Here is a 15,585-nt window from a genome sequence, read left to right as displayed (position 1 = left end):
GATTACTTATTTTCTAGCAAGGCTTCCAAGCTAGCCTGATCTTCAACATTGGCTAATTTAGCTGTCTTATCAATTTTTTTCACAAAGCCTGACAAGACTTTCCCCGGACCAATCTCGATAAAGTTGGTTACGCCTGCTTCTTGCATGACCCCAATACTTTCATAGAAACGAACTGGCTCCTTGACCTGACGCGTCAAAAGTTGAGCAATGTCTTCTTTTTTCATAACTGCAGCTTCTGTATTGCCGACTAGGGGACAAGTGAAATCTGAAAAACTTACCTGAGCTAGAGTTTCAGCTAGTTTCTGGCTAGCAGGCTCAAGGAGAGCGGTATGAAAAGGCCCTGAAACCTTGAGAGGAATCAAGCGTTTGGCACCTGCTTCCTGCAAGAGTTCAACAGCTCGATCAACTGCAACCACTTCTCCACCAATGACGATTTGTGCAGGTGTGTTATAGTTGGCTGGAGTGATCACTCCAAGTTCAGAAGCTTTTTGACAGACTTCTTCAATGACCTCTACTGGCGTATTGAGAACTGCTACCATCTTGCCAGAGCCAGCAGGAGCCGCTTCTTCCATATAGGCGCCACGCTTAGCAACCAAGGCTACCGTATCTTCAAAATCCAAGGCACCGCTGGCTACCAAGGCAGAGTATTCTCCAAGAGACAAACCAGCAACCATGTCAGGCTGATATCCCTTTTCTTGCAATAAACGATAGATAGCAACTGAAGTCGCTAAAATAGCTGGTTGCGTATAGCGGGTCTGGTTAAGTTTTGCTTCTTCCCTATCAATGAGATAACGCAAATCATAACCGAGTACCTGACTCGCTTGATCAATCGTTTCTTTGACAATAGGGTAGTGCTCATAGAGATCCCGTCCCATACCTAGATACTGGGCACCTTGGCCAGCAAATAAAAAGGCCGTTTTAGTCATTTCTTACAACTCCTGCCCAACGAGAGGCTTCTTCTTGAATTTTCTTAGCTGCTCCGTAATACAAATCTTTTAGGATTTCTTCAACGGTTTCTTCTTTGGAAACAAGCCCTGCAATTTGACCTGCCATAACAGATCCACCATCCACATCTCCGTGAACAACCGCTTTGGCTAGAGCACCTGCTCCCATTTGTTCAAAAATTTCTAAATCTGGATTTTCTTGTTTAAAGGCATCTTTTTCAGCCTGTTCAAAATCACGAGTCAACTGATTTTTAATAGCACGAACAGCATGTCCAAAGTGTTGAGCTGAAATCGTAGTATCAATATCTCTAGCTTTTAATATCTTGGCCTTATAATTTGGATGGGCATTAGACTCTTTTGCAACGACAAAACGCGTTCCAACCTGAACAGCCTCTGCACCTAGCATAAAGCCAGCCGCAGCACCTTCACCATCTGCAATCCCTCCTGCAGCAATAACAGGAATAGATACAGCAGCAGCAACCTGGCGCACCAAGGTCATGGTTGTTAATTTCCCAATGTGTCCTCCAGCTTCCATTCCTTCTGCAATAACGGCATCCGCACCGATTTTTTCCATGCGTTTAGCTAGGGCAACACTTGGTACAACAGGAATAACCGTAATACCAGCTTCATGGAAACGTTCCATGTATTTGCTTGGATTTCCTGCACCTGTTGTCACTACCTTAACACCTTCCTCGATAACGAGGTCTACAATATCTTCCACAAAGGGAGACAAGAGCATGATGTTGACACCAAAGGGTTTATCTGTCAATGATTTGATTTTATCAATATTTGCCTTGACAACTTCTTTAGGGGCATTCCCCCCACCGATAATCCCTAGTCCTCCAGCCTTGGAAACAGCTCCTGCCAAATCACCATCAGCAACCCAGGCCATTCCTCCTTGGAAAATAGGATAATCAATGTTCAATAATTCTGTAATACGTGTTTTCATAGTGCCTCCATCGTTTCTTGCTTACGTAATAGTTCGATACCGTCATAATTTGACAATCAAACTATTGCCTAAACAAGAGGGAGCGGGTTTCCCTACTCCTTCTATTTATATTCTGTTTATTTTGTTTGCTCTTCAACATAGGCAACCAAGTCACCAACTGTTTTCAAGTCATCTTCTGCTTCGATTTGGATATCAAAAGCATCTTCGATTTCTGAGATTACTTGGAACAAGTCCAATGAATCTGCGTCCAAATCATCAAAAGTTGATTCAAGTGTTACTTCTGATGCGTCTTTTCCAAGTTCTTCAACGATAATTTCTTGTACTTTTTCAAATACTGCCATGATAGGACTCCTTTAAAATAAATAGTTTTTTATAACAATGTGTTCACCACATGATTACCTAAATTGTAAGAATGAGTGTGCCCCAGGTCAAGCCTCCACCGAAGCCTGATAAAAGAACAGTCTGGCTACCATCTAAACGGATAAGGCCTTGTTCTACACACTCTGAAAGTAAAATCGGGATACTGGCTGCACTGGTGTTGCCATATTCCATCATGTTGGCTGGAATTTTATCTCGGTTAACACCGATTTTTCTAGCCATCTTATCCAAAATACGGTCATTAGCCTGATGAAGTAGCAGATAATCCAAGTTTGTCACCTCTATAGGAGATTCATCAATGGTCTGCTTGATAGACTTGGCTACGTCCCGAATAGCAAAATCAAAGACTGCGCGCCCATCCATCTTCAAAAATGAATCTGCACTTTCTTGATCTGAAAATGGAGAATGTAACCCTGAATGTCCATAAGTTAGACACTCGCTACGACTCCCATCACTATTGAGACTCTCAGCCAAAAAATGCTCTTTCTCGCTAGCTTCTAGCAAGACTCCACCAGCACCATCTCCAAACAAAACAGCTGTTGATCGGTCTGACCAATCGACTGCTTTAGAGAGGGTTTCACTACCAATCACCAAGCCTTTTTGAAAGCGACCAGAAGCGATAAACTTTTCAGCAGTTGAAAGAGCAAATACAAATCCACTGCAAGCTGCTGTTAGGTCAAAAGCAAAGGCCTTATTAGCACCAATATTAGCTTGAACACGAGCAGCTGTAGAGGGCATCATCGAATCGGGAGTAATGGTAGCTAGGATGATAAAATCCAACTCCTCTCCTGTGATTTCAGCTTTTGCCATCAGTTTCTTAGCAACCTCTGTAGCCAAATCACTAGTAGATTCTGTTCTTGAAATATGCCTTTGTCGTATTCCCGTCCGACTTGAAATCCACTCATCATTGGTATCCATAATCTGAGCCAAATCATGATTTGTAACCACTTGCTCTGGCACATAATGAGCAACCTGGCTTATTTTTGCAAAAGCCATTATCTCAAATCCTCCAAAAATTGATAAAGATTGGTCAAGCCTTTACTCATAACCTCCATTTCTTGCTTACTCATACCATCAATGATTTTTTCAACCATGGCCTTGTGGAAGCGTTTATGTAGCCTATGAACCAAGCGACCTTTCTTTGTCAAATGCAGATGCACCACACGACGATCATGTTCTGAACGAATGCGTTCAATGTAACCCTTGCGTTCGAGATTATTCAAACTAGTCGTAACTGTCCCAAGAGTCACCATCAACTCTTTCGACACTTGACTTGGTGTCACGTCTGGGAATTTCCCAATTACATCAATCGTATGCATTTCTTTGATGGAGATATCCTTGAAACGACTACCCCTCAAGCTAACTTCCTCAATAACGAGGACATTGTTAAATATAGACGTTAAGTATTCATTAATTCGTTGGTAGTCCAATCTTTCCTTCCCTCCTTTTCAAAAAAACTTTTAGAATCAAAACATTTGACAAAAGAATTATATCAAAGTTCAAAGAATGGTGCAAGTATTTTTTTATTTTCCTGTAAATTTAGGTCGTCTTCTTTCCGAATGAGCCCGAACTCCCTCTTTGAAATCCTCTGTTTTCGCTAGTGACCCCTGTAGGTTCAGTTCTAAAGTAGCGTAACTCTGCCAGTCTTTAAATTGGCTCTCCCAAACCAACTTCTTGATGGCTGTATAGGAATTAGCTGACCCGCGTCTCAATTTTTTAATGAGCTGTTCTCTCGTCTTTTCAAGTTTATCAGCTTCACAGACACGGTAAACCAGCCCCCACTCTAGAGCTTTTTCTGCGTTCAAAGCCTCACCTGTCATAGCTAATTGAGCAGCACGCGTCACACCAATACTTCGACTCAAGAGATGAATTCCTCCTGCATCCGGAGCCAAACCAACTCCAACAAAAGCTTGGATAAATTTAGCCTTATCCGTTGCCAGACAGAAATCTGCAGCAACAGCCATATTCGCTGCGGCACCTGCAACAGCCCCATCAACCTCCATCAAGACAGGTTTAGCAATTTGCTTGATTTTATAAGAAATAGTATTGACCAATTCTGCGATTTTTGTCAATGATGGAATATCATCCTCATCGACTGCTCGCTTCATCTCAACCAAATCTCCCCCAACTGAAAAGACTTTGCCATTCGCGTTGATTAAGACAAAATGCACAGCCGGATCCTCTTCTGCCAAAGTCAGAGCTTCTAAAATCTCCTCACACATAGGAATATGAAAACCATTTGCGACCTCAGGACGATTCAAGGTAAGGATTGCCAAATCCTCTTCAAGCTGATAAATAATGTGTTCCATCAGGACTCCTTTTTATTTTATAAGCAGTTTAAATTATTCTATTTTCAAAGTATATCTTTTTTAAAATCAGAAAGCAAGAAAAAATCAACTGAAAGTGTCTCAGCCGATTATAAAGAATCGCTTTATCCTAGAAAGCATCTTATTTTCTTCATTGAAAAAAGGCTTTCTTTCTGCTATAATCGTATAAAATACTTACTTTAGGAGTTCTTATGAAGGTTGTTAAATTTGGAGGTAGCTCTCTTGCCTCTGCTAGTCAATTAGAAAAAGTTTTAAACATCGTAAAAAGCGATTCAGAGCGTCGTTTTGTAGTCGTTTCTGCGCCTGGTAAACGCAATGCTGAAGATACTAAGGTTACGGATGCCTTGATTAAATACTACCGCGACTATGTTGCTGGTAACGATATTAGTAAGAGTCAAAACTGGATTATCGACCGCTATGCTGCTATGGTTAGTGAACTAGGTCTTAAACCAGCTGTGCTAGAAAAAATTTCTAAAAGCATTCGTGCCTTAGCTACTCTTCCTATCGAAGAAAACGAATTTCTCTACGACACTTTCCTAGCAGCTGGTGAAAATAACAATGCTAAATTGATTGCTGCCTACTTTAATCAAAACGGGATCGATGCACGCTATGTGCACCCTAGAGAAGCTGGTATTGTGGTCACAAGTGAACCTGGTCACGCTCGCATCATTCCATCAAGTTATGACAAGATTGAAGAATTGACAAATACAAATGAAGTTCTTGTCATTCCTGGTTTCTTTGGAGTTACCAAGGAAAATCAAATCTGTACCTTCTCACGTGGAGGATCAGACATTACAGGTTCTATCATTGCTGCCGGTGTTAAGGCAGACCTCTATGAAAACTTTACGGATGTTGATGGTATCTTTGCGGCTCACCCAGGAATCATTCACCAACCACACTCTATCCCAGAGTTGACCTACCGTGAAATGCGTGAGTTGGCCTATGCAGGCTTCTCAGTCCTTCATGACGAAGCCCTTCTACCTGCCTACCGTGGAAAAATTCCTCTCGTTATCAAGAATACCAACAACCCTGACCACCCAGGTACTCGTATCGTTCTAAAACATAGTAGTGACAAGTTCCCAGTAGTGGGAATTGCTGGTGACTCTGGCTTTGTCAGCATTAATATGTCGAAATACCTCATGAACCGTGAGGTTGGATTTGGACGCAAGGTTCTTCAAATCCTTGAAGATCTTAACATCGGTTGGGAACATATGCCAACAGGTATCGACGATCTTTCAATCATCCTCCGTTCTCGCGAACTAACTCCTATCAAGGAAGAAGAAATCCTTCGTCAGTTGGTTCAAAAGGCTGAAGTAGACCATGCAGAAATCGAGCACGACCTTTCAATTATTATGATTGTTGGAGAAAAGATGAAGAGCCATATCGGAGTAACTGCTACTGCGACACGTGCTCTATCTGAAAATAAGATCAACATCCAGATGATGTCTCAAGGTTCTAGTGAAGTATCTATCATGTTTGTTGTCCATAAGGACCAAGAGAAAGCAGCTATTAAAGCCCTCTACAATGCCTTTTTCGGTGAAAGTAAGGAAGACTAAGCATGGCTCAATCACTTAACAAAACAGTGCTCCTCAATACGACAGGCACCTCCTACCTCTCTATAGCTGGGAAAGTTGGGAAATTCCTTGTCGGAGATCAGGCTTTGGAATTTTACCCCGATGTCAATGTTGAACAATTTATCCAGATTCCTTGGAGCCATATCAACCAAATTGGAGCTAATGTTACTGGTCGCAAAATCAGTCGCCACTTCGAAGTCTTTACAGACAGAGGAAAATTCCTCTTTGCTTCAAAAGACTCAGGTGCCATTCTCAAAATTGCTCGTGAAAAACTGGGCAATGACAAGGTCGTCAAGCTTCCAACCCTGATTCAAACCATTGGTCAAAAATTTAAAAATCTATTTGCAAAAAAGTAGAAACTTTAGTATAATCATAGCAACGGATAAGTAAGTTATCTTCTTCTTTCAGAAAGTCTGCGGGTGCTGCGAGCAGATAGGAGGGATAGGTGAAATTCTACCGTTAGTAACAATTGCATACACAATCAAGTGCACACCTGTGAAGTTGGATGGAACCGTGGCCCTGCCACTCCAACGCTTTGTCAGGTGTGCTTTTTTCATAAAGGAGTTCTTATGTTAGATATCAAACGTATTCGTACAGACTTTGATGCTGTCGCAGAAAAATTGGCTACACGTGGTGTAGATGCTGCTGTCTTAAACGAGATGAAAGAAATCGATGCTAAACGTCGTGACATCTTGGTCAAGGTTGAAACTCTCAAAGCAGAACGTAACACAGTTTCTGCTGAGATTGCCCAAGCTAAGCGCAATAAGGAAAATGCAGATGACAAGATTGCTGCTATGCAAACTCTATCTGCTGAAGTCAAAGCCTTGGATGCTGGATTGGCAGAAATCGATGCTAAATTGACAGAATTTACCACTACTCTTCCAAATATTCCAGCTGATAGCGTTCCTGTTGGGGCTGACGAAGATGACAATGTGGAAGTTCGTCGTTGGGGCACTCCACGCGAGTTTGACTTCGAACCAAAAGCTCACTGGGATCTTGGTGAAGATCTTGGTATCCTTGACTGGGAACGCGGTGGTAAGGTAACAGGCGCTCGTTTCCTCTTCTATAAAGGTCTCGGTGCTCGTTTGGAACGTGCTATCTACAACTTTATGTTGGATGAACATGGAAAAGAAGGCTATACAGAAGTCATCACACCTTACATGGTTAACCACGATTCTATGTTTGGTACTGGTCAATATCCAAAATTCAAGGAAGACACTTTTGAATTGAGCGACAGCAATTACGTCCTCATTCCTACAGCTGAAGTTCCTCTAACAAACTACTACCGTGATGAAATCCTGGACGGTAAAGACCTGCCAATCTACTTCACTGCTATGAGTCCTTCATTTCGTTCTGAGGCTGGTTCAGCTGGCCGTGATACTCGTGGCTTGATTCGTTTGCACCAATTCCACAAGGTTGAAATGGTCAAATTTGCCAAGCCAGAAGAATCTTACGAAGAATTGGAAAAAATGACAGCCAACGCTGAAAATATCCTTCAAAAACTTAACCTTCCATACCGTGTCGTTGCTCTCTCTACTGGAGATATGGGCTTCTCAGCTGCCAAGACTTACGACTTGGAAGTTTGGATTCCAGCACAAAATACCTACCGTGAAATCTCAAGCTGTTCAAACACAGAAGATTTCCAAGCCCGTCGTGCCCAAATCCGTTACCGTGATGAAGCAGATGGCAAGGTAAAATTGCTCCATACCTTGAACGGTTCTGGACTTGCAGTTGGACGTACAGTGGCTGCTATTCTTGAAAACTACCAAAATGCAGATGGTTCTGTGACCATCCCAGAAGTTCTTCGTCCATACATGGGTGGCGCTGAAGTTATCAAACCATAAAAATAAGGCCTAGCTATTTCTAGCTAGACCTTTTTTCGTAACCAAATTAGATAAGCACCTAATACAAATAATAAAATAGTGAGGCATATAATAGTTTCAACCAGTACCAAATAATCCAAAAATGGAAGTTTCAAGATTCCCTGAGCCATCTTAAGCGAAGTAGCTGTGATAATGGTTGGGAAGGTGAGTGCTGAGAAGGCTGGTTGAAAACCTTGTTTTAAAATATTGGGCAGACGAGTTAAAACAAAGAAAAAGAAGGATTGGGAAGCCAAAATCATGACAATCAAGAGCCAAGTCGGTAGGCTAGCTCCTCCAACTCGAACCAGGGACGCCAAGAGTAGAGAGAAGGGAGCACAGTAGATTCCTTCTTGCCCAAGCAAGGCTAGTGGGAGCGGATGTTTCTTTAAATCGCTATAAATAAGCGGGTAGAGATAGAAGGTCAAGAGAAATCCAAAACTCAAGGTCGCATAGGCAATTTCGATGATACCTACAAGAGGATAGGTCAAGGCTGCTACTGCTATCCCTACATAGAGAACCGTCCAGCTAGGAGTCGCATGAACCCTCTGACCCGGATAGGCAAATTTAATGGTGAAACCAGCAATCAAGAACAAATCCAAGAGAAATGAAAACCACCAAAGTCCTTGCGCTACCAAAGGGAAATGAGGGAAGACTCGAAAGACATAAGTCGATAAAATCATCCCAGCCATGGGAAAGGTCGCCATTCCTGACAAAAGAGGAGGCTTGGTCAATTCTTGCTTTGTTTCTTTCCAATTAAAGAGATGAAGAAGCAGAAAAAAGAGCCACAAAACCAAACCTGTCAGACTCAATAGATAGGACAGAACCGGCAACGTATCTAAAATAAGATTTCCAGCTCCTGCCAAACCTAGCAAACAACCAGAAAATACCAAAGGGAGTTTTTTCATCCTAACCTCCAATAATCATGTTAGTTTCAGTATAGCATAAAAGCGCTTAAATGAGGAGATAAAAAACGAAGTCCGTTGATTTCAGACTTCATTTTACTCAGATATGAATTAGGCATAAGGTTGCAATTCTGGATTAATTGGGGTATTAGCTAGGTTGTTGGCATAGTTACAGAGGCTTGCTAGGCTGACACCAAGAACCACATCCAAAGCATTTTGTTGGGTGTATCCAGCTTCTAGAAACTCAGCCAAGGCTTCATCTCCTACACGACCCTTGGTATTGATAACTGCCAAGGTAAACTTAGCTAGGGTGTCCAATTTAGGATCTGTTTCAATTGGAGTACGATTGCGAAGGGCTTGCAGAAGGTCATCATTCATCTGGATTTGTTTGATGGAAAAGGCTGTGTGACCTGCCACGCAGAAAGCACAACCATTAGTTACAGCTGCCGTGATTTGCACCACTTCACGCTCAACTGGTGTCAGGCTATTGCGACGGTTGATGGCTCCGACAGTTCTGTAGGCTTCTAAGGCGGTAGGTGCATTAGCCAAGAGACCGATTAGGTTGGGAATATAGCCATTGTTATCTTTTTCTACTGTTTCAAGAACTTCTTTCACTTCTGCTGGTGCTGATTCTACTGTATGGATGGTAAATGTTATCATCATAAAACCTCTTTTCATGTTGTTGAAGTCTAGTCTATCACAGATTCTATACCTTGCATAATATATATTTTAAATTGCACTGATAGAAATTTTTTATGAAAGCAAAAAATCACACGAGCTGTGTGATTTCATTATTTTTTAAAATACTTTTTAGTCTCAGCAATAACAACTGGAGATAAAACTAAGAGGGCAATCAAGTTTGGTAGAGCCATCAAAGCATTGACAATATCTGCGATAATCCAAACCATATCCAACTCGATGAATCCTCCCAGCAAGACCATGAGTACAAAAACCACACGGTAGAGCCAGATAAAACGAACCCCAAAGAGAAACTCGAAACAGCGTTCTCCATAATAGTTCCAACCTAGAATCGTTGTAAAGGCAAAAAGCACAAGGAAGATGGTCAAGAGAGCAGGTCCAAAGTGTGAAAAGACTGTTGAGAAGGCTGACTGAGTCAAGGCAACTCCATTCAAATCACCACTCCAAACACCAGTCACCAAGATGGTTAAACCAGTCAAGGTACAGATAATAAGGGTGTCAATAAAGGTTCCTGTCATGGAAATCAAACCTTGCTCTACTGGTTCATTTGTCTTAGCCGCAGCCGCTGCAATGGGAGCCGAACCCAGACCAGATTCGTTTGAGAACACACCACGCGCTACACCATTTTGAATAGCCATTCGAATGCTAGCACCTGCAAATCCACCTACCACAGCAACAGGACTAAATGCTGATGTCAAGATTAAAGCGATTGTGGCAGGGATTTTCCCAATATTAAAGAAAATAACTGTAAGAGTTCCCAAAATATAGATGATGGCCATAAAAGGAACAACTGTAGTTGAAACCTTAGAAATGGACTTGAGGCCACCAAAGACTGCAATCGCTACAAATACTGACAATACAAGAGCAGTGATGGCTGGCGAAATTGTTGTTGTATTTTGGATAGATTCTGTAATCGAGTTAACTTGAGTGAAGGTCCCGATTCCCAATAAAGCTACTAACACACCTGCCAGGGCAAAGAAGATGGCAAGGGGACGCCACTTTTCTCCCATCCCTAGAAGAATATAGTGCATGGGACCTCCCGCCACTGCACCATGGTCGTCCTTGGTACGGTATTTGATAGCTAGTAGGCCTTCCGCATACTTGGTAGCCATCCCAAAGAAAGCCGCCATCCACATCCAAAAGAGGGCTCCTGGGCCACCGACCTTGATAGCCGTCGCCACCCCGATAATATTTCCCGTACCAACTGTCGCTGCTAGGGCTGTACATAGTGCCGCAAAACTGGATACATCGCCATGCCCCTTATCCTTGGTAAAAATAAGCTGAAAGGCCTTGGGCAACCGCAAAACCTGCAAGAGACCTAGACGGGCAGTTAGGTAAATCCCTGTTCCGACCAAGAGAATCAAGAGGGGGGGGCCCCAAGCAAAAGCATCGATTGATTTAAGCAATTCTAACATTTCCTTCTCCTATATTTTCAACCCCAAAAGAAAGAGCACATGTAAGATACATGTACTCTGGAATGCTTAGATAAATGCTAAAAAGCGGTCTATCCTAGCTCTGTCCTTTTACCTGAGAGTTTGAGCAGTTGCCTGCCTTGCCCCTTCGGTGCCTTTACGGTCTCTCCAGAGTTCCGTCCATTTACAGTCATGGAAAATCAAACGATTCCCCACTTCTATTAAACTTCATTCGGTGTTGGTATTTAATTGATTCTTATTTTACAAAAAATGTTGGCTTTTGTCAATGTGTTTTAAAAAATTCTTATTTGACTTTGTAGAAGAAGGATTGAGCATTCCCATGTGCGTGAGGTGCTTGGTGAATAATCATTCGGTCTCTACTAGTATCAGATGCATCTTCTACAAAATTTGGCTCAGTAACTGTCGGAATAACCACTCCAGCAGGAATCATATCGAGTTGCGCCCTAATAGTTGGAGCTTTATAACTTGTAATTATATATCCATCTTTAAAAACAGCATCATTGATATCCACATAAAATTCTGCTGGTTCTATTAAGCCATTTTTACTAAAAACTAGATCCTGTCCCCCATTTCCTGTACTCCATCTTCCCTCAATACTAGAAAAATCTCCATTTTTGATGGCGTTTATATCCATTTTCCCTGAAGCTGTTTTGCTAGTTGAAGATGCTGTTGCAACAAATTTTTCTGTTACAGATTTCCAAGTCAGGCTAGATAGATTCATTCGAGCACCTGGACTGACTTCATCCTCTGTCTTAGCTTCTTTAACCTTCTCTAGCTTCTCCCCACTACTATTCAACTTCCAAATGGTATGAATGGTTTGTGGATCTCCTGCGAACGGGTTCCACTGGGTATAAAGCTTCCCATCTTCTAGGAGATAGGCCTTAAAGCGTGTTCCAAGCATCTGCATTTTATTTTCAGCATTGGTGAGGCGAATGACTTTCTGATCTTTGAGTGTAAAAATATCTAAAATCTCACTACCATTTTTCGAAGAGACAATCAATTCATCAATGCCATTTTTGTCCATATCAACCATTGCATAGGTAAAGGCTTGACTGCGTTCTGCCATCCCTGCATAGATATTAGCAGTTGGATTGATGTTATCCTTAACCTCTGACTTATGGTCTAAAATAAATTCATAATCCTTCAAAATACTGTTATATGGACTGTAATCAACGGTTGGTTTAGTTTCTGCCGTACCCTTGTCTGCACTTGCCCCTCCAGGAAGTTTATCAGAAACAGACTTCCAACTTAAAGTCTCTAGAGAAATGGGCGAACCGACCCCCAAATCTGCTAGTTCTTGTGCTTCCTTAGCTTTTACCAAAGACTGTCCATCTTCACTAAATTGATAGTGGGCATAAATGTGACTCGTTGCTGTACCAGCCCCACGATAAAGTAGAGAATTATCTGGCAAAATACCGACTGTCATTCTCTCACCAATCTGGTCTAAACGATTTTCTTGATTGGTCAGACGGATTACCTTTCCATCTTTCAGAGTACGGATATCGAGTAAACTCTTTTCACCACTCTTCATTTCAAGAGCAAGCAAGAGTTCATCCACTCCGTCGTTATTCAAATCTGTCTTGTGGTAAACCACATCTGTGTAAAAACCTTGAGAAGACTTCACTTGACTAGCCAGAGGATTGACCTCCATACCGGTCGGCAAGGTGCCTTTCGCTACTTTTTCGTAGTCATCTAAAACCTTGTTATATTTGCTGTAATCTATCTCTGGAGTTGCTACTTCCTCGGATGCTGGTTCAATAGTTTTGTTCCAAGGTAGATGCTGACACCCTCCTAGAACTAGTGTCAGTGAAAGTGTTGTGGCTAATAATAACTTTTTCATATTACTATATTGCTCCCTTATCTAAGAGAAAGGAATCAGCCTGTGCCAATTCCTTTCGCTATTTTTATTGTATTCAAAATGTTGCCTATTCGCAAATTATTTTTCATTTCTATTTATTTATCATAGGCCATTTCTCACAAACTATAATTCTAGCGTACCCACTTACCTGATGCATCTACTTTGTAGCCATCTGGGGTACGTTCGTTGACTGCCATCTTACCATTTGACTTGAGATAGTAGTCACCTACCCATTGATTACGAGCATAGCTGCCTTCTGATGTTAGGTAATAGTAAGAGCTATAGCTGCTATCATAGACCCATTCGCTCTTAGCCATTTTACCATTTGATTTGAGGTAATAGCTACCTACCCAAGTGTTACGCGCATAGCTACCTTCTGATGTTAGATAATAGTATGAACTATAGTTTTTATCGTAAATCCACTCGCTCTTAGCCATGTAGCCACCTGATTTGAGGTAGTAGTTGCCTGACCAAGCATTTTGAACAAAGTTACCTGAAGCATTTAGGTAGAAGTATGAATTGTACTGAACATCAAACACCCATTGATTGATCACTTTCACACCAGCTTTGTAGTAAGAAGAACCTGACCAGCCAGTCTGACCTGAGTTAGAGTTAGTAGATTGTTTTGGAGTTTCAGTAGCTGTTGGTTTTTCCGTTTCTTTAGGAGTCGAAGAGTCTAGAGGATTGACATATTTTCCATCTTTAACGGTAAATATTACTGATTTACCACTAAACTTATGCAAGGTATCTCCTTCTTTACTTTCTCCATGAAATTGTAAGTAATATTCACCATCTGGAACATTTGCAAAATTAGTCCAATCTTGCTTTGTAATCGGAACAGATGATTTATCAAATCCTTGATTGAAAGTATCTTTTCTAGGGATTTGACCTGTCTTTGCATTTACAATATCTGCATATATATATACAGAATATTTTACAGGTACATTTTCAACAGTCATATCTACATAGATACTTTTATTTTCTGAACCTGGTGTAATCTTAGATTTTACCTCATGATTCTCGATACGAGTAATTTCCGCATGCACTGTTTTCACTGAAAAAGGGAGAACTCCTGCTGTGTCAATATTTGACAATACTCCGACTGTTGAAAGTGCCAAAGCACATACTAATAATTTCTTTTTGTTCATGTTATTCATTTCCTTTATTTTTTAATCTTTATTTGTTTAAAGCGCAACATTTATCTATCCGACAAAACGATGATTCTTTACACGAAAGACAACAGATTGTCCATCGTATATCTTGCCATCTTGTCCTTTTCCTTTGATAACAAAGCGATAACTTCCATCTGGAGTGGCACTAAAGAAGTGACGAGTTTGAAAGGCACGTAGACTTGGATTATAGGTCACAGTAAACTGAGTTTGTGTAGAAACTGAACCTGTATTTGCATCAACTAAGGCAAAATCATAGTCTACTTTATAAGATGAAGATGGAGTACTAGGTAGAGCGATATCGATATAAGTCATAGCATCATTGACATGGTAAAGGCTTATGCCTAATGATGTTGCTTGTGAACTGCTAGCTGTAGAAGTCGTTCCCTGAGAGCGATTCCACTTGCCTGAGCCATCAACTTGATAACCATCTGGGGTACGTTCATTCACTGCCATCTTACCGTTTGACTTGAGATAATAGTCGCCTACCCAAGTATTACGAGCATAGCTACCTTCTGATGTTAAGTAATAGTAAGAACTGTAGTTATTGTCATAAATCCACTCACCCTTAGCCATCTTACCATTTGACTTCAAATAATAGTTACCTGACCAAGTGTTGCGAGCATAACTACCTTCTGATGTCAAATAGTAATAGGATTTGTAGTTGTTATCATAGATCCATTCACCTTTAGCCATCTTACCATTTGACTTGAGATAATAGTTGCCCACCCAAGTATTGCGGGCATAGTAGCCATCTGAGGTTAAGTAATAATAAGCTCCATAGTTCTTATCATAGATCCACTCCTTCTTAGCCATGTAGCCACCTGACTTAAGATAGTAATCACCTTCCCATGCATTTTGAACATAATTACCTGAAGCATCTAGGTAGAAGTAGGAATTATAGTTCTTATCGAAAATCCACTTACTGGTAACTTTAGTACCATTTTGGTAGTAGGACGAACCCGACCAGCCATCTTTTTGACTTGTTGTTGATTGGTTAGAAGTCTTTGGAATTGAGGCAGCTGTTGTTTTACCAGTCAGCTTCTTAACAGCATCTTTAAACTCTTCTACAGTCCCCTTCCACTCTATGTAATTTGCACCAGATTTATTCTCATTAGCTATATAGTTGCGATCAGATTCTTCGAAATAAGATAATTCTGGAGTAGTTTTTGTAGCAGAAATAATAGGACGATTGACAGTTCCCTTCCAATTTTTAAAGACTTCTGAATCCTTCGGAACAAGAATATAGTATTTTGCAGCTGTAGTCAGCGTTTGTTCATCCGCTCTAACTGTTGATACAAAGAAAGGATTTGTATCACTTGTTGTAGTAGCAAGACCCACCGCTAAAACAGCAGAAGCGAGTAAAATGTATTTTTTCATCAAAAATCTCCTTTAAATTTTTATTGTTTACGGTTACAGTATAGCATGCTATTTACCTTATTTACAAAAAGCGTATTTATATTTACCTTTATTGAACAATTACCCCCCCC

Annotated in this window: 15 protein-coding genes and 1 riboswitch; of the genes, 3 read left to right on the top strand and 12 right to left on the bottom strand. The window is 41.1% G+C overall.

The features are described from left to right. Positions 1-2: 2 nt before the first annotated feature. The 6 genes from fabD to JQ843_RS02590 form a co-directional block, all read right to left on the bottom strand. A complete protein-coding gene (gene fabD / locus JQ843_RS02615) occupies positions 3-926 on the bottom strand; it encodes an ACP S-malonyltransferase (protein WP_203212822.1) in 924 nt (307 codons plus the stop codon). Beyond that, the gene (fabK, locus tag JQ843_RS02610) at positions 919-1,893 is read right to left on the bottom strand and encodes an enoyl-[acyl-carrier-protein] reductase FabK (protein WP_000857446.1); all 975 of its coding nucleotides are present in this window, start codon (positions 1,891-1,893) and stop codon (positions 919-921) included. The genes fabD and fabK overlap by 8 nt, the downstream gene beginning before the upstream one ends. 116 nt (positions 1,894-2,009) lie before the next feature. After that, positions 2,010-2,234 carry an acyl carrier protein gene (locus JQ843_RS02605; RefSeq protein WP_000257838.1) on the bottom strand — a complete coding sequence of 75 codons (225 nt, stop codon included), beginning with the start codon at positions 2,232-2,234 and terminating at the stop codon, positions 2,010-2,012. A gap of 58 nt (positions 2,235-2,292) precedes the next feature. Continuing rightward, positions 2,293-3,267: a beta-ketoacyl-ACP synthase III gene (locus JQ843_RS02600; RefSeq protein ID WP_203212821.1), complete on the bottom strand. Its 975-nt coding sequence runs from the start codon at positions 3,265-3,267 to the stop codon at positions 2,293-2,295. Further along, a complete protein-coding gene (gene fabT / locus JQ843_RS02595) occupies positions 3,267-3,701 on the bottom strand; it encodes a fatty acid biosynthesis transcriptional regulator FabT (RefSeq protein ID WP_000386352.1) in 435 nt (144 codons plus the stop codon). Before fabT ends, JQ843_RS02600 begins: the two co-directional genes overlap by 1 nt. 93 nt (positions 3,702-3,794) lie before the next feature. Further along, positions 3,795-4,580 (bottom strand): enoyl-CoA hydratase, encoded by a 786-nt coding sequence (locus JQ843_RS02590; protein WP_203212820.1) that lies wholly within the window; start codon positions 4,578-4,580, stop codon positions 3,795-3,797. 209 nt (positions 4,581-4,789) lie between these two features. Between JQ843_RS02590 and JQ843_RS02585 the strand changes: the two genes are divergently transcribed. From JQ843_RS02585 to serS, 3 genes are all read left to right on the top strand, one after another. Then, positions 4,790-6,154, top strand: coding sequence for an aspartate kinase (locus tag JQ843_RS02585; protein ID WP_024057194.1), 1,365 nt, complete (start codon positions 4,790-4,792; stop codon positions 6,152-6,154). 2 nt (positions 6,155-6,156) lie between these two features. Continuing rightward, positions 6,157-6,528, top strand: a complete 372-nt coding sequence (locus JQ843_RS02580) for a DUF956 family protein (RefSeq protein ID WP_000079349.1) — start codon at positions 6,157-6,159, stop codon at positions 6,526-6,528. A gap of 213 nt (positions 6,529-6,741) precedes the next feature. After that, positions 6,742-8,016, top strand: a complete 1,275-nt coding sequence (gene serS, locus JQ843_RS02575) for a serine--tRNA ligase (protein ID WP_203212819.1) — start codon at positions 6,742-6,744, stop codon at positions 8,014-8,016. A 23-nt stretch (positions 8,017-8,039) separates the two neighbouring features. Here the strand turns inward: serS and JQ843_RS02570 are convergent, their stop codons facing one another. The 6 genes from JQ843_RS02570 to JQ843_RS02545 form a co-directional block, all read right to left on the bottom strand. Next, the gene (locus tag JQ843_RS02570; RefSeq protein WP_203212818.1) at positions 8,040-8,939 is read right to left on the bottom strand and encodes a TDT family transporter; all 900 of its coding nucleotides are present in this window, start codon (positions 8,937-8,939) and stop codon (positions 8,040-8,042) included. 108 nt (positions 8,940-9,047) lie between these two features. Next, positions 9,048-9,596, bottom strand: a complete 549-nt coding sequence (locus JQ843_RS02565; RefSeq protein ID WP_203212867.1) for a carboxymuconolactone decarboxylase family protein — start codon at positions 9,594-9,596, stop codon at positions 9,048-9,050. 131 nt (positions 9,597-9,727) lie between these two features. Next, entirely contained in the window at positions 9,728-11,050 is a 1,323-nt protein-coding gene (locus JQ843_RS02560; RefSeq protein ID WP_203212817.1) for an alanine/glycine:cation symporter family protein, read from the bottom strand. 90 nt (positions 11,051-11,140) lie between these two features. After that, a riboswitch (glycine riboswitch) is annotated at positions 11,141-11,229 on the bottom strand. Positions 11,230-11,351: 122 nt separating this feature from the next. Next, entirely contained in the window at positions 11,352-12,908 is a 1,557-nt protein-coding gene (locus JQ843_RS02555; protein WP_203212816.1) for a DUF6287 domain-containing protein, read from the bottom strand. Between the two features lie 149 nt (positions 12,909-13,057). Beyond that, positions 13,058-14,074 (bottom strand): PspC-like choline-binding domain-containing protein, encoded by a 1,017-nt coding sequence (locus tag JQ843_RS02550; RefSeq protein WP_203212815.1) that lies wholly within the window; start codon positions 14,072-14,074, stop codon positions 13,058-13,060. Positions 14,075-14,128: 54 nt separating this feature from the next. Next, positions 14,129-15,475, bottom strand: a complete 1,347-nt coding sequence (locus JQ843_RS02545; protein ID WP_203212814.1) for an N-acetylmuramoyl-L-alanine amidase family protein — start codon at positions 15,473-15,475, stop codon at positions 14,129-14,131. Positions 15,476-15,585: the final 110 nt, after the last annotated feature.

Origin of the sequence: Streptococcus mitis (assembly GCF_905187495.1) — a bacterium.
GTDB lineage: Bacteria > Bacillota > Bacilli > Lactobacillales > Streptococcaceae > Streptococcus > Streptococcus mitis_CU.
The sequence above is the reverse complement of the archived record's forward strand: the minus strand, read 5'-3'. Positions and strand labels throughout refer to the sequence as shown.